This window comes from Streptosporangium amethystogenes (genome assembly GCF_000721075.1).
In the GTDB taxonomy this organism is placed as follows: domain Bacteria; phylum Actinomycetota; class Actinomycetes; order Streptosporangiales; family Streptosporangiaceae; genus Streptosporangium; species Streptosporangium amethystogenes.
Map to the genome: position 1 here is coordinate 99237 of NZ_JOEQ01000004.1, position 18019 is coordinate 117255.

The following is an 18019-nucleotide window of genomic DNA, read 5'->3' on the forward strand; positions in this document are numbered from 1 at the left end:
CCCCGGCACAGAGCGTGGTTTTCAACGAGCGGGGGAATATGACGCGCAAGGGACGGGCGGACCGGCGCCTGGATCTCATCGCGGCCGCACATCGGGCGATCATCCGGCACGGTACCGAGGGAGTGCACCTCAACCATGTCGCGGAGGAGGCCGGACTCACCTCCGGGGCCGTCCTGTACCACTACCCGCGTCTCAGCGAACTGCTGGTCGACGCCCACCACTCCGGGATGGAGCGCTTCTACGAGCAGCGACTCAAGCGGATCAAGGGCATGCGCGACCCCGCGGAGAAGCTTGTCGTGACCGTCCGTTCGGGGCTGCCGCACGGCCCGGACGACCCGGACGTCCGGCTGCTCAACGAGCTCGGCGGAGCCGCCCCCCGCAACAGGATGTACGCCCTGCTGCTGACCACCCTCTACGACCGCCAGGTCTCGCTCTACCAGAGCATCCTGGACACCGGGGCCGCGTTGGAGACCTTCACGCTGTCGGGCGACTCCCTGCTCATCGCCCGCAACCTGGTCGCGCTTGAGGATGCGTACGGCTACCGCATAACGGCCCGCCACCCGGTGATCGGCCCGCAGGAGGCGGCGGAACTCATCCTCGACTACGCCAGGACCGCGACGAACCACCCGCTCAACTCGTCTCATTGAGGGATCAGCACTCCGTCCCCCTCCGCCCAGCCGAGCGCCACCTTGGACCCCGTCTGGACCTGGGTGGCCCCCTGGGTGGCCACCAGCACCGGCTGCCGACGCCCGCTCACCTGTACCGACACGTGCGAGATGCCGCCGTAGAAGCTCACGTCGACGACCTCGCCGCCCAGCACGCCCTTGTCCTCGCCGTCCAGCCTGATCCGCTCCGGCCGTACCGCGAGCAACGCGGGCGTGCCGTCGGGCAGGCCCGAGTCCCCTGGCAGGATGCCGAGCTCCTCGCCGGCCAGGCCGGCCGAGCAGGCCCTGCCCTCGAAGATGTTGTTGGCCCCCACGAAGCCGGCGACGAACGGCGTGCGCGGGTGCTCGTACAGCTCCACCGGGGCGTCCACCTGCTCGACCCCGCCGGCGTTGAAGACCGCGATCCTGTCGGCCAGCGACATGGCCTCCTCCTGGTCGTGGGTGACCACGACGAAGGTGATGCCGACCTCGTTCTGGAGTCGCTTGAGCTCCAGCTGCATCTCCGCGCGCACCTTCTTGTCCAGCGCGGACAGCGGCTCGTCCAGCAGCAGCAGGCGCGGCCGCTTGACGATCGCGCGGGCGAGCGCGACCCGCTGGCGCTGGCCGCCGGAGAGCTGATGCGGCCTGCGGCCGGCCATGGTCTCCAGCCCGACCTTCTGCAGGACCTCGTCGACCCGGCCGCGGACCTCCGCCCTGCCCAGCCTCTCCCGCTCCAGGCCGTACGCGACGTTCTTGGCCACGGTCATGTGCGGGAAGAGCGCGTACGACTGGAACATCAGGTTGACCGGGCGGCGGTGGGCCGCCTGGCCGAGCAGGTCGTCGCCGTCGAGCGTGACGGTGCCCTCGTCGGGCGACTCGAAGCCCGCGAGAATCCGCAGCAGTGTGGTCTTACCGCAGCCGCTGGGGCCGAGCAACGCGAAGAACTCGCCCTGCCGGATCTCCAGGGAGACGTCCGACAGCGCCGTGACGTCACCGAACCGACGGCTGACACCCGTGATCTTCAGCATTAGGACAGCGACTCCGTCAGTCGGGTCATCCGCTGGGTCACGATCACCGCGGTGAAGCTCACGAGCAGCAGCAGCGTGGCCAGGGCGTTGATCTCGGGGGTGACCCCGAAGCGGACCATTGAGTAGATGACGATGGGCAGGGTCGGCGTGGTGGGCGCCGCCGTGAAGAACGCGATGACGAACTCGTCGATCGAGAGGGTGAACGCGAGCAGCGCGCCGGCCAGAATGCCCGGCGCCAGCTGCGGCAGGGTGATCCGGACGAACGTGGTGAACGGCGTCGCCCCCAGATCCCTGGACGCCTCCTCCAGGGAGGTGTCGGCGTGGGTGAGCCGGGTGCGGACCACCGCGGTCACGAACGCCATGCCGAACACCGTGTGGGCCAGCAGCACCGAGTGCAGCCCGAGGGTCGACTTGATCGTGGCGTAGAACACCAGCAGGCCGATGCCCAGCACCAGGTCGGGCAGGACGGCCGGCAGCATGCCGAGCGCGTCCAGCGCCCGCGACCTGGTGTGGCGGGCCAGGCCCACGGCCAGCAGGGTGCCGAGCACCGTGGCCAGCACCGTGGAGCCCACCGCGACGATCAGCGTGTTGACCAGGCCCTCGCGGATCGCGGCGTTCTTCGCGAGCGTGCCGTACCACTCCAGGCTGAAGCCCTCGTAGACGTAGGGGGAGTCGCCGGCGTTGAAGGACATCACGACGAGCACGACGATCGGCGTGTAGAGGAAGACGTAGGTCGCCCAGAAGGGGACGTACAGCAGTCGGGATTTACGCACGTCGGGCACTCCATGCCTGCGCCAGCAGCAGGACGATCAGCACGGCGATCAGCGCCAGTGCGAGGGTGGATCCGAACGGCCAGTCGCGCGACTTGAGGAACTGGTCCCTGATCAGGTTGCCGACCATGATGGAGCGGCCACCGCCGAGCAGCTCGGGGATGATGAAGTTGCCGAAGCTCGGTACGAACACGAACAGGCAACCGGTGAGCACGCCCGGCAGGGTCAGCGGCAGCGTCACCGAGGCGAACGTGCGGACGGGGCCGGCGCCGAGGTTGGCCGACGCCTCGCGGAGCTGCGGGTCCAGCTTCTCGATCGCCGCGTACAGCGGCAGGACCATCAGCGGCAGGTACGAGTACACCAGGCCGGTGACGATGGTGCCCTGGTTGTAGAGCAGTTCCAGTGGCTTGTCGATCAGTCCCAGGTCCATCAGGGTGCTGTTGACCAGCCCCGGACCGCTCAGCAGGATGATCCAGGCGTAGATGCGCACCAGGAAGTTGGTCCAGAACGGCAGCACGATCGCGACCAGCGCGATCGTCTTCCACTTCTGCGGCAGCTGGGCGATCAGGTAGGCCGTCGGGTAGCCGACCAGCAGGGCGATCAGCGTGGCGATCGCGGCCAGCCGCAGCGAGCCGATCACCACGCCGAGATAGAGGGGGTCGAACAGGCGGGTGAAGTTCTCCGCCGTCAGCTCGTAGACGATGCCGCCGAAGCGGCCCCTGCGAAACACCGTGAAGCTGATGAGCAGCGCCAGCGGGATCAGCAGCAGGACGATCAGGTACGTCAGTCCGGGCCCCAGGAAGACGAGCCTTCCCAGGGCACGCGATCGGCGCGCCCGTGATCGCACGGACGCGCCGGAACCGGTGGAGCGTGTCACTGTTGGGCCGAGACCTCTGCCGCGAGCCTGCCGAACTTCAGTGAGTCCTCGCCCAGGTCGATGATCGACTCACCCTTGAGCAGGTCGGACGGGGTCATCTGCAGCGGCGCGTTGGCGGCCTTGAGCTCGGGGTTCATCGCGTCCATCGCGGCCTTGTTCGGGACCTTGTAGAGGATGTTCTCCGCGGCCCAGCCGTGTACCTTCGGGTCCAGGATGTAGTTGATGAAGGCGTGCGCCGCCTCCTTGTTCTTGGAGGACTTCAGCACGACCATGGTGTCCACCCACAGGTCGCTGCCCTCCTTGGGCACCACGAACTTGATGTTCTTCTCGGTGGTCGGGCACCAGCCGTCCCACGCCTCGACCATCACGGCCTCGCCGGTCTTGAGCTTCTCGCCGAAGGTGGTGTCGTCGTAGGCGAGCAGCTTCGGCTTGGCCTTCAGCAGCGCCTCCTTGACCTTGGCGATCTCCTCGTCGTTCTTGGTGTTGACCGAGTAGCCGAGCGCCTTGAGGGCGGGCAGGGCCAGCCAGCGCTCGGTGGTCATCATGGTGACCTTCTTGACCGCTTCCTCCGGCGGGTTGAGGAGATCGTTCCAACTCGTCGGGGCGGTCTTCATCAGGTCGGTCCGGTAGCAGAGCCCGGTGGTACCCCAGGTGTAGGGGACCGAGAAGACGTTGCCCTTGTCGTAGGAGAGCTCCTTGGCCTCGGGGTAGAGGTTCGCCAGGTTCGGGATGAGCTCGGGGTGGAGCGGCTCAAGCAGGCCGGCCTCGTTGAGCGCCTGGGCGTACTGACCGGAGACGAAGGCCACGTCGAGCCCGGTGTCGGCGCCGCTGGTGAGCTTCGCCATGATCACTTCGTTGGTGTCGTGCAGGGTGACCTTGAGCTCGGTCTTGAGCTTCTCCTTGACCTCGGTGGCCAGCTCCTTGGGGGTGTAACCGTCCCAGACGGAGATGGTGAGGCTCTGCTTGGACAGGTCGGCGTTCGGGTTGAGCTGCGCCGATGAGGCGCTGGCGGCGGGCGCGGCGGTGTCCGCGGCCTCCCCGCCACATGCCGAGACTGCGAGCGCGAGGCCGGCGACCAGGGCGACAGCCGGAAGATTACGGGGGTACCGAGTGCGGGACACGGCCGCTACTCCTTAAGAATTCAGTGTAAGTGGGGTAGACCGGCCGTTAGGGACACGGCAGACCAAAGCAGGAGTGTTGCAGTCAACATTATCTTGAGCAAGACTTCCCACGACATCACCCCTGGAAAGTTGGGTCCGTTTGTTAAATCCAGCTTCAATCTGGAACCGGCTCGACACGGTTCCCCGAGCCGGCGACGGACGGAGCAGCGCGCTCCTTGACGCTCTGACCAGCACGGATACCTCCCCCTTCAGAGTGCGCCGGTTCCATCCGCTTCCCTCCCCGACTGCCACACTTATCTCAACCGACACTCAATTGTCATGGATCGGCGGAGCCTCCGGGACGGGTGAACGCGGGTTCGACGTCGACCAGACCAACCACTCGGTGGTCGTCGGCGAGAGGGTGGTCGTCAAGTGGCTCACCCCGCCCCTACCACTCCCGGCGCCCGCGCCCGACATGTTCGCGCACCTGACATCGGTCGGCTTCACCGCGACCGCCACGCCCTACGCGGCCCTCTCCCGGCGCGCGGACGACGGCTCCGAGACGCTGCTCGCCCTTGTCACCGCCTACCTTCCCGAGGCGAGGGACGGCTGGGAGTGGTGCGTGGACGAGGCCGTCTCCTTCGGCACCTCCTTCGCCGCCGACCTGGGCGCCCTCTCGGCCGACCTGCACTCGGCGATGGCGACCCCGTCGGTGACCTTCCCCGACCCGGTGCGTACGGCGGAGGGCCCGTGGTCGCTCCGGGCCGGCGAGGCACTGGAGGAGGCGCTGGCACTGACCGACGGCGAGGACGGCGAGTGGCTCGCGGCCCACGCCGGCGCGCTCCGCGCCGACCTGGCTCCGCTGGCCGTCGCGGGCGCCACCCCGCTGATCCGCATCCACGGCGACCTGCACGTCGGCCAGATGCTCCGCTGGCGGGACGGGTACGCGGTGATCGACTTCGACGGCAACCCGACCGTCACGGACGCCGCCCCCTTCCAGCCCGCCGCCCGCGACCTCGCACAGCTCACCACGAGCCTCGAACACGTCGGCCAGGTCGCGGTCAGGCGCCGCGACGCCGATCCGGCGATGATCGCCGAGTGGGCCGTCGCGGCCCGCGCCACCCTGGAGACGGCCTACTCAGACCGCCTGGCCGAGCTGGGCCACGCCGGTCTTTTGGACCGTTCCCTGCTGCGCCCGTTCGAGATCGAACAGGAGTGCCGTGAGCTCGTCTACGCCGCCCGGCATCTCCCCCGCTGGCGCTACGCCCCGATGGGCGTCCTTCGGTCCCGCTACCGGTGACCGGTGAAACCGATGAAGGAGAGCACGTGATTCCCGAGCTGTACCTCGCCGATCTGGAGGCCAAGCCCGCCGCGCTGACCGGCCTGGCGAGCGCCCTGGAGGCCGACGACCCGTATTCCGGAATCCCCTCCCGGATCCGGCGGGTGGTCTTCCTCGGCATGGGCAGCTCCCGGTACGCCGCCCGGGTGGCCGCGCTGCGCCTGCGGGCCGCCGGAGTGGACGCGGTGGCCGAGTACGCCTCCGCCACCTTGGGTCACCCGCCGAGCCCGGACACCCTGGTGGTCGCCATCTCCGCCACCGGTGGCAGCAGGGAGACCCTCGACGCCCTCGCCCGCCATCGTGGCCGGTCCTTCGTCCTCGCGCTGACCAACGCGCCGGGCTCGCCGGTCACCGAGGGCGCCGACCTGGTGGTCCCGATGCTGGCCGGCGAGGAGCGCGGCGGCGTGGCCTGCCGGACCTTCCAGCACACCCTCGCCCTGCTCCTGGCACTCGGAAACCGCCTCACCGCCTCCGGCGGGGAGGTACCCGCGCTGCTCCGCCGTACGGCCGAGGCCACCGCCGACCTGCTGGAGCGCCGCGACGAGTGGCTGGAGCCGGCGGCGGCACTGCTCGACGGCCCGCACGGCGTCTACACGATCGCCCCCGCCGAGCACCTGTCCTCCGCCGAGCAGTCGGCTCTGATGTTCCGGGAGGGGCCGCGCAGGGCGGCCGACGCGTGCGAGACCGGCGACTGGGCCCACGTGGACGTCTATCTCACCAAGACCCTGGACTACCGCGCCATCCTGTTCCCCGGTTCTCGCTACGACGAGCAGGCCATGGACTGGATCCGGCAGCGCGGCTCCACGGTCCTGGCCGTCGGCGGCGACCTTCCCGGCGCCAAGGCCGCCGTCCGCTACCGCCACGATGACGACCCTGACGTGGCGCTCCTGACCGAGACCCTGGTGGCCGAGCTCGTCGCCGCCAAATGGTGGCTCGCCCCGAGCTGACCCCCGGCTGCCCCGGCCGGCCTCAGATCTGGTCGAGACCGCTCAGGACGCGTTCGAGCAGGTCGGGACCGGGACCCGCCGCGTCGACCTTGGGGTGGTGGATCCGCACCAGGCCCTCGGACTCCATGTCGGAGACCAGGACGCGGGTCACGCCGAGGGGGACGCCGAGGAGGGCGGAGATCTCCGCGACCGAGCGGATCCGGCGGCACAGATCGCTGATGAGACGGTACTCCCGGATGTAGGACAGGCCGAGCTGGACCGGGGTCGAGGTCGAGACCATCGCCTCCATGGCGAGCTTGGCGCTCGGCACGATCCGCCCTCCGGTCACGGCGTACATCCGGACCAGCGAGCTCTCCTCCTCGACCGGTTCGCCGTACTCCGGCTCGTACCCGAAGCGCCCGCCCCGCCCACCGCCAAAGTCGTCGGTCCGCACGGCTACCGGTCCCGGTTCGGGAGCTCGTTGCGCGCCCTGCGCACGCCCTGCTGGAAGCTCGACATCCGGTCACGGAGTCGCTCGGCCGAGACCGGGACCGCGCCCGGTCCCGGTCCCGAGTTCGGCCGAGACCGCGCGAGCGGCGCCACCGAGCCGGGCACCAGGTTCGCCCTGGGGGTGCGTTTGGGCAGGTCGGCGTCGGTCGTACCGCCGTGTGCGGGTGCGCTCGCCGCCTGGGCGGCCTGCCAGCCCCCGTCCCCGGGCGAGGACCACGGCTCGGGCTCGGTCCGAGGGCTCTCTGGAACGGGGTCGCCCGTGGCCGCGTCGGGATCTTTGGAGGCGGTGATCCTGAACCAGGCGGACTCGACCGAGGCGAAGATCGGCAGGAAGTCGTCCCGCCTCGCCGACGGCCCTGTCTCGTCCGCCCGGGCCGGACGGGGAAGGGGACCCAGCGGGTCGGGGCGCGGCTCCGGGAACTCCCCCTGCGGGCGGGGCCGCTCCGGGGGCGGGCTCCACACGCTCGGCGTGCTCATGTCCGGCCGCCCGTCCCACGCGGGTGCGGGCCACGTCTGCGCGGGGGGCGCCGCGAGCAGGGGAACCCTCGGGGGCAGGCCCTCGGCGCCGGACGGCCCCGCGCCGGGAGCCTGCGGGAACGACGGACCGGCGAAGGGTGCGACGCCCTTGGGGAAGACGGCGGGGAGCCGCGGGTAACCGACCTGCTGGGGCGCGGAGGGCGGCGTGACGAGAAGTGTCTCCGGGAGGAGGACCATCGCGGTCAGCCCCGATCCCTGGGGGCGGAGCTGGACGCGGACGTCGTGCTTGAGCGCGAGGCGGCCGACCACGAACAGACCCATGTGGCGGGCGACCGAGGCGTCGGCGGCCTGCGGGTTGGCCAGCCGCCAGTTGGCCTGGGAGAGCTCGTCGAGCGTCATGCCGATGCCCTGGTCGGTCACCGAGACCATCACGCCTCCTCCCTCGATCCGGCTGCTGGACACCGTGACCCTGGTGTTCGTCTGCGAGAACGAGACGGCGTTCTCCACCAACTCGGCCAGCAGGTGGACCACGTCGCTCACCGCGGGGCCCGCGACGGCGACCTCCGACTGGACCCGGTTCGTCACCCGCTCGTAGTTCTCCACCTCCGACAGCGACGCCCTGACCACGTCCATCAACTCGACAGGCTGCCTCCAGCGCCGCGCCACCTCCTGCCCGGCGAGGACGAGCAGGTTCTCGCTGTTGCGGCGCATGCGGGTGGCGAGGTGGTCGAGCTTGAACAGGTCCGCCAGCCGCTGGTCGTCGCGCTCCCCGCGCTCCAGCCGCTCGACCAGGCTGAGCTGGCGTTCCACCAGGCTCTGGCTCCGCCGGGAGAGGTTGACGAACATCGCGTTCACCGTGTTACGCAGCTTGGCCTCGTCGCCCGCCAGCCGCACCGCCTCCCTGAGCACCTCGTCGAACGCCCTGGCGACCTCACCGATCTCGTCCCGGGAGAGCACCCCGATCGGCGGCACGTCCACGACGACCTCCCCCTCACGTGACTCGCGGACCCGCTGGACGTACGCGGGCAGCCGCTCCCCGGCGACCTCCAGCGCCTCCCCGCGCAGCCGCCGCAGCGGGCTGACCAGCGAGCGCGCCACCCAGATGGTGATCACCAGTACGAGCGCCAGCAGGGCGACGACGGCCATGGCGACCATCAGGGCGTGGCTCTGCTCGGCGTCACCGAGCTGCTGGCTGCGTGCGACGATGTCCCGGGCGTGCCGTTCCTCGACCCCGCGCATGTGGTCGACGACGACGGTGGCCGCGTCGTACCACTCCTTGGCGTCGTCCTTCTCTGCCAGGTCCAGCCCTTTCAGCGAGATGCCGGAGGCCGCGCGGAGCAGGACCAGCTCGCGGAGGAACTCCGCGCGCTCTGCGGTACGGCCGTTGACCGCCTCGTCGAAGAGGCGGCGGTCCCGGCTTCCGGCCTCGGCTGCGAAGGTCTTCCTCTCGTTGCGCTCGGTGGAGAGCGCGCCGAGGAACTGCTCCATCTGCTCCTGCTCGAACCGCCCCGCCACCAGCACCACGGTCAGCAGCGCCCGCTGGAACGAGACCGCCTCCTTGGCGCGGGCGAGCGCGTCCAGGGTCAGGGCCTGGCCGAACAGGACGTCGTCGGCCGTACCCTTGCCGATCTCGTCGTGGAGGGAGATCAGATCGGCGATGACCAGGCTGTAGGCGGTGATGACCGCGTCGGACAGCAGCGTCGACCCCAGGGCCTGGATGCGCAGCGGGGGGAGGTCGTCCAGGTGGGTGATCGCGGTCTCGACCTCGTCCCGGGTACGCCCCTTCACCTCCCCGCCGAGCAGGGCACCGCTCTCGCGAACGCGTGTCACGGCACCGTCGACCAGGTCCATCTGGGCCCGCACGTTCTCCACCCCGCTCGCGGGGCGGCCGAGGGCGATGAACCAGGCGGTGTGGTCACGTTCCTCGGCCAGTTCGTGGGTGAGCGCGCCGACGTGACCGGAGAGCCGGGCGAGGTCGTTGATCCGCCGGTAGTCGTCCGAGGCGCTCATCGAGGCGAACACCTGAACCCCGCCGAGCAGCACCGCGGCGATCGTGGGCACCAGGATGAGCGCGACAAGGCGTCGGCGCACCCGCCAGTTCCGCGGGCGTAGGCCGCTGCCCGCGTCTTGGATCCTCTGTGTGCTCACCGAACGCTGCCTCTCGGTGGATGAACCCTCGGTCGAATTTCCCGCGGTTCTCGGCAATTCGAGCACATATCGACCTATGGGGCCAAGCGAACACGGCTCAATAAATGCGTATTCCTAATGAAGTGGTGACGAGAGCCTGGAGCTCCAGCTGCGACTGGAACATCGGTTTCAGTCGCCCAAATACCTTTATTTACCTATTTACTGGCTCGCATGGCCGTTTGCATCGTTCCATTCGGTGGCTCAGGGGCGTTGGACGGAAGCGCACCGCCCCCGGAAGATCACATCATTGTGAGTCACGATAATCACCCCATATCGTGACCTCTTACGTCCGCAGTGCACCACGTCCTCGGTTCACCGGATCCGGGCGACGAGCCCTGGAGGAGAACGTGGCCACACCCGGCGACGCCGCGAGCCAGGTTCGCGGGCCGCGCCCACCCGCCCGCCTTCCGGCACTCGGCCGCCTCTCGACGCTCACCCGCGTCGCGGTGCTCGGTGCGGTCACCGCGCTGGTCCTACCGCTCACCTCGTGCACGGGCGAGCAGCCGTCCGCACCGGTCGCCGACCACAGGCCGGTGCGGATCGCCGTCAACGGCTGGGCGGGCTACGAGGCCGGCGCCGCGGTCCTCGGGCGGCTGCTGACCACGGAGCTCGGCTACCCGGTGCAGACGGTCAAGCTCAATGAGGCCCAGTCCTGGGAGGGCCTCGAAAAGGGCACGGTGGACGTGATCGTGGAGAACTGGGGACGGGAGGCGGAGAAGCAGACCTACATCGAGGAGAAAAAGGTCGCGGTCTCCGCGGGAAGAAACGGCAGCAGGGGTGTCATCGGCTGGTACGTCCCGCAGTGGATGGTGGAGGAGTATCCAGACATCACCGACTGGCGGCAGCTCAACAAGTACGCCCATCTCTTCAAAACTGACAAATCCGGCAATTTAGGTCAACTTCTTGACGGGGACGCCTCATATGTCACCCACGACGAGGCCCTGGTGCGCAATCTCGACCTCGACTACAAGGTCGTCTACGCGGGCAGCGAGAAAGCACTGATCGAGGCCGCCAGACGGGCGACCCGCGACCGCACCCCGCTGCTGATGTACTTCTACGAGCCGCAGTGGCTCTTCACCCAGGTCAAGCTGGCGAAGGTCAATCTTCCGCCGTACGCGATCGGCTGCGACGCCGACCCCGCCAAGGTGAGGTGCGACTACCCGCCCTACCTGCTCGACAAGATCGTGAGCAGGCGGTTCGCCGACACCGGCGGCAGGGCCTACGAGCTGGTGAGGAACTTCACCTGGACGAACGACCAGCAGAACGCGGTGGCGAACGACATGACGGAGAACGGCCTGGACGCCGACCGGGCGGCCCAGAAGTGGATCGACGCGAATAAGATCGTCTGGAAGGAGTGGCTCCCCGGCTGATGGCTCCGGCCCTGTCCGGGTGGGGCGGTCACGGACCACGGACCCACCCGGATGCGACGAGGGCTACACGGAGGTGCCGTAGGCCGCGCGGACCCGTAGAACGTGCTCGACCAGAGTGATCAGCGTGCCCTTGACGGAGTCCCGGGAGCGGGCGTCGGTCCGCACGACCGGGATGTGCGGGGCCAGCGTCAGGGCCTCGCGCACCTCGTCCTCGTTGTGCGGGAACTCCCCGTTCCAGCCGTTGATGCCGACCAGGAAGGGGAGCTTGGCCTCCTCGAAGTAGTCGATCGCCGGAAAGCCGTCGGCCAGCCGCCGGGTGTCGATCAGGACCACCGCGCCGATCGCGCCGCGGACCAGGTCGTCCCACATGAACCAGAACCGGTGCTGGCCGGGAGTGCCGAACAGATACAGGATCAGGTCGCGGTCCAGCGAAAGACGGCCGAAGTCCATCGCGACCGTGGTGGTGGTCTTGTGCGGAGTCAGCCCCAGGTCGTCGATCCCGGCGCTGGCGTCGGTCATCACCGCCTCCGTGGTCAGCGGCAGGATTTCCGACACCGCCCCCACGAACGTGGTCTTGCCGACACCGAACCCGCCCGCGACAACGATTTTCGTTGACGTCAGGCCACCCTGGCTAGAGCCTGCGAAGTCCACTGAGAACCCTTTCGAGCATGTTGAGATTCGGTTGTCCCTCATCAAGACGCGGCTGATGGATGCGGACGAAGCCCTCGTCGACCATATCCGCCACCAGAACGCGGGCCACGCCAAGCGGGACCTTCAGTAGAGCCGAGATCTCAGCCACAGAGCGGTACGAGCGACAGAGCCTGATGATCGCATCCTGCTCGGGGGTGAGCAGAGCCAGGTCCTCCTCCATGATGAAGGACGAGGAGACCAACGTCTCCAGGGCCAGCTGGAAACGGGGCTCCGACCTGCCACCGGTGACGGTGTACGGGCGAAACAGCGGCTCGTCGTCCTCGCTCTCGTCAATCCCCCGCACTGACCCCTCCCTTGGACAAACCCAACACGGTCCCGGTCACTACCGGCCCCGGAGGGACTGTAGCTCGGCGCGGAGCGCGGGGGTGAGCACCTGACCGGCCCGCTCGACGAGCATCGTCATCTGGTAGGCCACCAGACCCATGTCGCAGTCGGAAGAGGCCAGCACGGCGAGCGCGGAACCGTCGCTGATCGCCATGACCAGCAACAGGCCACGCTCCATCTCGACCACGGTCTGGGTGACCGGACCGCCGTCGAACACCCGGGAGGCCCCCACGGTCAGGCTGAGCAGGCCCGCGGCGACCGCGGCGAGCTGGTCGGCCCTGTCGACCGGAAATCCCTCCGAACTGGCGATCCTCAGCCCGTCGGCGGAGACGCACACCGCATGCGCGACACCTGGCGTACCGCGGACGAACTCGGTGATCAGCCAGTCGAACCTGCGCGCCTCATGACTCAGGGTCGTCACGAGCGATCCTCCTTGTCGGTAAGGCTCTCGGTAGTGGCCTCGGCTACTTCGGCGCGACCTCGTCGCACCCCCTGCTGGAAACTCGCCAGACGGTTGCGCACCCTGTCCGGGGACACGGGCGGCATCGGGCTGGACGACGTGGGAGCGGCCGTGCCCGGTACGAGATTCGCCCGGGGAGTGCGCTTGGGCAGACCCGCGGCGGTGATCCCGCCGAGGGTGGGATCGCTCACCGCCTGGGCGGCCCGCCAGCCGGCGTCGGACGGGGTGTTCCAGCCGTCCGGGTCACCCGCCGTCGCGGATCGCTCCGCCTCCGCTCCCACCGAGGGGGAGACCGGCTCGTGAGCCGTCTGGTGGACCGGTCCACCCGCCGATGGGGCGGACTGCTCACCGGCCGTGCTCTCCGGTGCGAAGGAGGCGGGCGCCCCGCCTTCCACCGAACCGTCCACCCGGCGAAACCAGACCGACTCGACCGAGGCGAAGATGGGCAGGTACTCCTCCTGCTCGGCTTCGAGCGGGGAGACGCCCACCGTGGGCATCGCCCCCGCCAGCGGGTTCTCGTACCCGTTCTCGTATCCGTACTCGTATGAGGACTCGCCCCATGAGGAGAATCCCCGGGTGGGGACTCCCCCGCTGCCTTTCAGCCCGCCGACCTGGCGCTTGGGCAGCGGTGCGCCACCCGCCGGAACGCCGGGCGAGCCCGTCCGGCCCGTGAAGGCCTGCTGTTCCGCGGCGAGGTGGTCACCGGGCGACGAGGCAGAGCCGAACGAGGAAGTGTCCGGGATGGACGGCTGCCCGAACGAGCCATGACCGAAAGAACTCTGCCCGAACGAGGAATCCTCGAACGAGGACTGGGTCTGCCCATACGAGGGTTGCCCGACGGGCGGGCGACCGGTGGGCATCTGGGCGGAGTAGTCCCCCGAGGCGGTCTGCTCCGCTCCCCAGGAGGGGGTCCGCACCGGCTGGTCCTCCTGAGTGACGAGTTCCGGCGGGAGCAGCACCATGGCGACGAGGCCGCCGCCCTCCTGCGGGCGCAGCTGCACCCGGATGCCGTGCCGCAGGGCCAGGCGGCCGACCACGAACAGGCCCATACGCCGCGACACCGAGACGTCGACGACGGGTGGCTCCGCCAGCCTGCGGTTCGCCTCGACCAGCTCCTCGTGGGTCATGCCGATACCCGGGTCGCTGACCGCGAGCAGCGCGCCGCCGCCCTCGATCGCGCTGCTGGAGACCACGACCCGGCTGGCCCGGGGGGAGAACTGGATGGCGTTCTCCACCAGTTCGGCGACCAGGTGCACGACGTCGTTGGCGGCGCTGCCCGCGACCGAGATCGTACGGTGCACCCTGACCTGGACCCGCTCGTAGTCCTCGACCTCCGACAGGGAGGCGCGCACGACGTCGACGAGCTTGGCCGGCTTGCTGCGCCTGCGGGGCGGCTCGTGGCCGGCGAGGACCAGCAGGTTCTCGGAGTTGCGGCGCATGCGGGTGGCCAGGTGGTCGAGCCTGAACAGGTCGGCCAGGCGGCTGCCGTCCTCCTCGCCCTTCTCCAGCCCGTCGATCAGCGAGATCTGCCGCTCGACCAGGGTCTGCGTGCGGCGCGACAGGTTGACGAACATCGCGCTGACGTTGGAGCGAAGCTCGGACTCCTCGGCGGCCAGGCGCACGGCCTGCCGGTGGACCTCGTCGAAGGCCTTGGCCACCTCGCCGATCTCGTCGGTGCTCTCGATCGGGATGGGGGCGATCTCGGGCGTCCTGGTGTCGCCGGAGACCCGTAGCCGTTGCACCACCTCGGGAAGCCTGAAGCCCGCGACCTCCAGCGCCTCGGCTCGCAGGCGGCGCAGCGGCGTCACCATCGAGCGGGCGATGACCACCGTGAGGCCGAGTACCAGCAGGAGCAGGAGCAGGATCAGGGCGGACGTGATGATCGCATCGCGCTGCTCGGTGTCCTCCAGCATCCGGGCCCTGGCGACCACGTCGTCCGCGACCCTGGTCTCCACCTTCCGCATCAGGTCGAGGACCGCGGTGTTGTCCGAGAACCACTGCTTGACATCGTTGGAGTCCGACAGCAGCCGTCCGGTGTGCCGGGGATCGCCGGCGAGCACGATCGCTCTGGACTTGGTCAGCTCGGCCCGGTACACCCTCTCGTCGATCATGGCGCCGGCCAGGAGCCGGCCGTTGGCCGGGCTCGCCTCGACGCTGAAGTTCGCCTCGAACTCGTTCATGCGGGAACGGGAGGCGATGAACTTCTCGATCTCCTGCGGGTTGATCAGCGAGGGCGCGTAGTAACCGGCCAGCAGACGGGCGCGCTGCCTGGAGACCTCCTCCTTGGCGTACGCCAGGGCGCTGAGCGCGCGGGTGTTGCCGATGATCTCCGAATCGTCGCTGACCAGCGTGAGCTCCTCGTGGAGCTTGAGCAGCGGGGCGATCATGTGGCTGTAACGTTCCACCCGGGTCGTGCCCGGCAGGCGGCGCAGCTCGGGAAGGCCTTCCAGCTGGTAGGCGACGCTCCTGGCCGCCTCGACGGCTCGGGGGCCGTAGGAGTCGTCGATCGCCCGGACCTCCAGCAGCACCTTCCCGGCCAGTGCGTCGACCGCCTTCCGCTGGGCTTCCTCGCTCTCCTTCAACCCCTTGTCCGAGGGCTGGAACGACGCCCAGGCGCCCCTGTCACGTTCCAATCCGAGCGCCTGGGCCAGATCCCGAAGACCGCCGGAGTACTCCGCCGCGGCGGCGGTCCGCTGGTATCCGGCGACACTGTCGACGGAGGCGACCACGCGCGTGCCCGCGAGCACGACACCCACCGTGGTCGGCACCAGGATCAGCGCCGTCAGACGCGAACGGACACGCCAGTTCTTCAGGCCGAACCGAGCGGCAGGCCGCCTGTCACGGTCGGGTGCCGAAGTACTCCCGCTATCGGATGTCGCCCTCGCCACAGCTCTCGCTACCCCTCAATCACGACACAGACGAACAACATCAGACCACAAGGTCACGTGAAGGGATCGACAAAACCGACATATCACCTTTAATTGTTACGAAGGCGACAAGGGGCGGTCATTCGCGGCTACCGCAGGGCAGCCAGCACCTGGTCTCGGATCTGAGCTCGCTGGATCTCCTCGGTCAGCGGACGGCCGGCCCTGTCGACCACGTAGAAGACGTCCACCGCCTCCGCGCCGAGAGTCTCCACACGGGCGGCCCGTACGTCAAGGCCACATTCACCAAACGCTCTACCGATCCGCCACAAAAGTCCCGGACGGTCGTGGGCGCGCACCTCGATGACCGTCGCGGTGTTCGACGCGTCGTCCACCAGGTTCACCCTGGGCGGCGCCACCGGCACCCGGGCCGGGCGCATCGACCTGCTCCTCCTGGCGAGGCGCTGCTCGATGTCGAGGCGACCGGCCAGGACCAGCCGCAGGTCGGCCTCCAGCGTCGCGGGATCGGGCGGCGAGCCGTACTCGGGAACGACCGAGAACTCGATCACGGCGGTCGTCCCCGCCGAGGCGGCCGACGCGGCACGGACCACCATCCGGTGCGCGGCCAGCACCCCGGCCGCACGCCAGAGCAGCCCGGCGCGGTCCGGCGCGACCACGGTGACCGCTCCCCCGTTGATCCGCACGGCTCCTCCACCGTGTCGGGCCAGGGACGCCTGCTCCACCGAGAGCGAGGGCGCGGGCCGCAACGGGGTGCCGGAGAGCGCCGAACGGACCCGGCGTACCAGATCGGTGACCAGTGAGGCCTTCCACGAGTTCCAGGCGGCGGGCCCGGTGGCGTGGCCGTCTGCCACGGCGAGGGCCGCCAGCAGTTCGAGGACCTCGCGCGTACCGACGGCCTCGGCCACCCGGGAAATGGTCACCGGGTCGTCCAGGTCGCGACGGGTGGCCGTCTCGGGCAGCAGGAGGTGATGGCGGACCACGGTCTCCAGGGTGTCGACGTCCGCCGGAGGCAGGCCCATCCGGGTCCCGATGTCGCGGGCGACGACGGCGCCGGTGGTGGAGTGGTCGCCGGGGTATCCCTTACCGATGTCGTGCAGAAGCGCCGATATCAGCAGCAGGTCGGGCCGGGAGACCTCGCGGGTGAACGAGGCGGCCCCGGCGGCGGCCTCGATCAGGTGCCGGTCGACCGTGTAGCGGTGCACCGGGTTGCGCTGCGGGCGGTGCCGCACCCGCTCCCAGTCGGGCAGCAGGCGGACCAGCATCCCCGCCTGGTCCAGCTCCTCCCAGACCGGCACGGCCGCGCGCCCGGCGCCCAGCAGGGCCACCAGGGCATCACGTGCCTCGTCCGGCCAGGGCACCGGCAGTGGCGGCGACTGGGCCGCCAGCGTGGTGACCGTGGCGGGCGCCAGCGGCAACCCCGCCTCGGCCGCCGCGGCGGCGGCGCGCAGCACCAGGACCGGGTCCTTGCGGGGGTTGACCCCGCGGGCCAGCACGACCTCTCCACCGTGCTCGACGACGCCGTCGGCGAGCGGGCGGCGGCCACGGGGGGTGGGACCGGTCAGCAGCCGGTCGACGGTGCGCCAGGTGGCGTCGAAGGCGTGCCCGATGGTCCTGGCGGCCTCGGCGAGCCTGCGCATCAGCGCCTCGGCGTCGAGCAGGCCGAGGATCCCGGCGACCGCGTCCTGCTCCTGGAGCACCAGCCGGTCGGCGCCTCGGGCGGTCACCAGGTGCAGCCCGTGCCGGATGTCGAGCAGCAGCTCGTAGGCCTCGCGGACTCGCGGACCGGGAGCCGAGGCGACCCAGGCCGCCGCCACGGCCTGCATCGCCTGCACGTCACGGATGCCGCCGCGGGAGTCCTTGAGGTCGGGTTCGAGCAGGAACGCCAGCTCCCCGCTCGCCTCCGCCCGCTTGTCCGCGGCATCGCGCAACTCACCCAGCCGGCGCCGGGAGTCGGCCCGCCACTCGGCGAGCACGACCTCGCGCGCCGACCGCGTCAGCTCCTGGTCTCCCGCCACGTGCCGGGCCTGGATCAGCCCGAGGACCGCCTTGAGGTCCTCCCTGGCCACCTTCGCCGCCTCGTCCACGGTCCGCACCGAGTGGTCGAGGCCGATCCCGGAGTCCCAGATCGGATACCAGATGCGGTCGGCGATACGCGCCACATCATCTCGCCCGTCGTGGAGCAGGACCAGGTCGAGGTCACTGCCCGGCGCGAGCTCCGAGCGGCCCAGGCTGCCAACCGCGACGAGCGCGACTCCGCTGAGGGCGCCGCGCTCGTCGTTTCTCGTCGTTCCCCCGTTGTGCCCGTACGGCGTGCCGCAGGCGGTCCTGACCAGGTCCGTCAGCCAGCGGTCGATGTCCGCGGCCCGTTCCTTACGGGCCGCGGCGTACGAGCGAGTGTCGCCTCTCACCGG

15 protein-coding genes are annotated in these 18019 nt (G+C 69.8%); 4 read left to right on the forward strand and 11 right to left on the reverse strand.

Annotation, left to right across the window (positions count from 1 at the left end; translation table 11 throughout):
• Positions 1-38 precede the first annotated feature (38 nt).
• A complete protein-coding gene (locus tag IG98_RS0105205) occupies positions 39-647 on the forward strand; it encodes a TetR/AcrR family transcriptional regulator (protein ID WP_030906245.1) in 609 nt (202 codons plus the stop codon).
• Here the strand turns inward: IG98_RS0105205 and IG98_RS0105210 are convergent.
• Genes IG98_RS0105210 through IG98_RS0105225 form a run of 4 tightly spaced genes read right to left on the reverse strand, consistent with a single transcriptional unit; the run spans position 641 to position 4440 of the window.
• Positions 641-1672, reverse strand: coding sequence for an ABC transporter ATP-binding protein (locus IG98_RS0105210; RefSeq protein ID WP_030906248.1), 1032 nt, complete (start codon positions 1670-1672; stop codon positions 641-643). The genes IG98_RS0105205 and IG98_RS0105210 overlap by 7 nt on opposite strands.
• The gene (locus tag IG98_RS0105215) at positions 1672-2445 is read right to left on the reverse strand and encodes an ABC transporter permease (RefSeq protein ID WP_030906251.1); all 774 of its coding nucleotides are present in this window, start codon (positions 2443-2445) and stop codon (positions 1672-1674) included. Before IG98_RS0105215 ends, IG98_RS0105210 begins: the two co-directional genes overlap by 1 nt.
• Positions 2438-3319, reverse strand: coding sequence for an ABC transporter permease (locus IG98_RS0105220; RefSeq protein ID WP_211263885.1), 882 nt, complete (start codon positions 3317-3319; stop codon positions 2438-2440). The genes IG98_RS0105215 and IG98_RS0105220 overlap by 8 nt, the downstream gene beginning before the upstream one ends.
• On the reverse strand, positions 3316-4440 hold the full coding sequence (locus tag IG98_RS0105225) for a polyamine ABC transporter substrate-binding protein (protein ID WP_030906257.1): 1125 nt from the start codon (positions 4438-4440) through the stop codon (positions 3316-3318). The genes IG98_RS0105220 and IG98_RS0105225 overlap by 4 nt, the downstream gene beginning before the upstream one ends.
• Positions 4441-4753: 313 nt before the next feature.
• On the opposite strand from IG98_RS0105225, the gene IG98_RS0105230 reads away from it, so the two are divergent.
• Both IG98_RS0105230 and IG98_RS0105235 read left to right on the forward strand, forming a co-directional pair.
• Positions 4754-5719 carry a hypothetical protein gene (locus IG98_RS0105230; protein ID WP_051751606.1) on the forward strand — a complete coding sequence of 322 codons (966 nt, stop codon included), beginning with the start codon at positions 4754-4756 and terminating at the stop codon, positions 5717-5719.
• A 26-nt stretch (positions 5720-5745) separates the two neighbouring features.
• Positions 5746-6705: an SIS domain-containing protein gene (locus IG98_RS0105235; protein ID WP_030906262.1), complete on the forward strand. Its 960-nt coding sequence runs from the start codon at positions 5746-5748 to the stop codon at positions 6703-6705.
• A 22-nt stretch (positions 6706-6727) separates the two neighbouring features.
• Here IG98_RS0105235 and IG98_RS0105240 read toward each other — a convergent pair whose 3' ends face one another.
• Both IG98_RS0105240 and IG98_RS0105245 read right to left on the reverse strand, forming a co-directional pair.
• Entirely contained in the window at positions 6728-7138 is a 411-nt protein-coding gene (locus IG98_RS0105240; RefSeq protein ID WP_030906265.1) for a DUF742 domain-containing protein, read from the reverse strand.
• Positions 7139-7140: 2 nt separating this feature from the next.
• The gene (locus IG98_RS0105245) at positions 7141-9762 is read right to left on the reverse strand and encodes a sensor histidine kinase (RefSeq protein ID WP_245651403.1); all 2622 of its coding nucleotides are present in this window, start codon (positions 9760-9762) and stop codon (positions 7141-7143) included.
• A 443-nt stretch (positions 9763-10205) separates the two neighbouring features.
• On the opposite strand from IG98_RS0105245, the gene IG98_RS0105250 reads away from it, so the two are divergent.
• On the forward strand, positions 10206-11228 hold the full coding sequence (locus IG98_RS0105250) for an ABC transporter substrate-binding protein (protein WP_245651404.1): 1023 nt from the start codon (positions 10206-10208) through the stop codon (positions 11226-11228).
• 63 nt (positions 11229-11291) lie between these two features.
• Here the strand turns inward: IG98_RS0105250 and IG98_RS0105255 are convergent, their stop codons facing one another.
• From IG98_RS0105255 to IG98_RS0105275, 5 genes are all read right to left on the reverse strand, one after another.
• Complete coding sequence (locus tag IG98_RS0105255; RefSeq protein ID WP_030906275.1) at positions 11292-11849, reverse strand: GTP-binding protein; 558 nt, start codon at positions 11847-11849, stop codon at positions 11292-11294.
• 10 nt (positions 11850-11859) lie between these two features.
• On the reverse strand, positions 11860-12222 hold the full coding sequence (locus tag IG98_RS0105260; protein ID WP_030906278.1) for a DUF742 domain-containing protein: 363 nt from the start codon (positions 12220-12222) through the stop codon (positions 11860-11862).
• 39 nt (positions 12223-12261) lie between these two features.
• On the reverse strand, positions 12262-12684 hold the full coding sequence (locus tag IG98_RS0105265) for a roadblock/LC7 domain-containing protein (RefSeq protein WP_030906281.1): 423 nt from the start codon (positions 12682-12684) through the stop codon (positions 12262-12264).
• The gene (locus IG98_RS44515) at positions 12681-15491 is read right to left on the reverse strand and encodes a sensor histidine kinase (protein WP_051751612.1); all 2811 of its coding nucleotides are present in this window, start codon (positions 15489-15491) and stop codon (positions 12681-12683) included. The genes IG98_RS0105265 and IG98_RS44515 overlap by 4 nt, the downstream gene beginning before the upstream one ends.
• 248 nt (positions 15492-15739) lie before the next feature.
• Positions 15740-18016 (reverse strand): [protein-PII] uridylyltransferase, encoded by a 2277-nt coding sequence (locus IG98_RS0105275; RefSeq protein ID WP_030906287.1) that lies wholly within the window; start codon positions 18014-18016, stop codon positions 15740-15742.
• Positions 18017-18019: the final 3 nt, after the last annotated feature.

Coding starts and splice junctions, on each gene's coding strand:
- IG98_RS0105210 (WP_030906248.1), bottom strand. CDS start 1,672: ATGCTGAAGATCACGGGTGTCAGCCGTCGGTTCGGTGACGTCACGGCG.
- IG98_RS0105205 (WP_030906245.1), top strand. CDS start 39: ATGACGCGCAAGGGACGGGCGGACCGGCGCCTGGATCTCATCGCGGCC.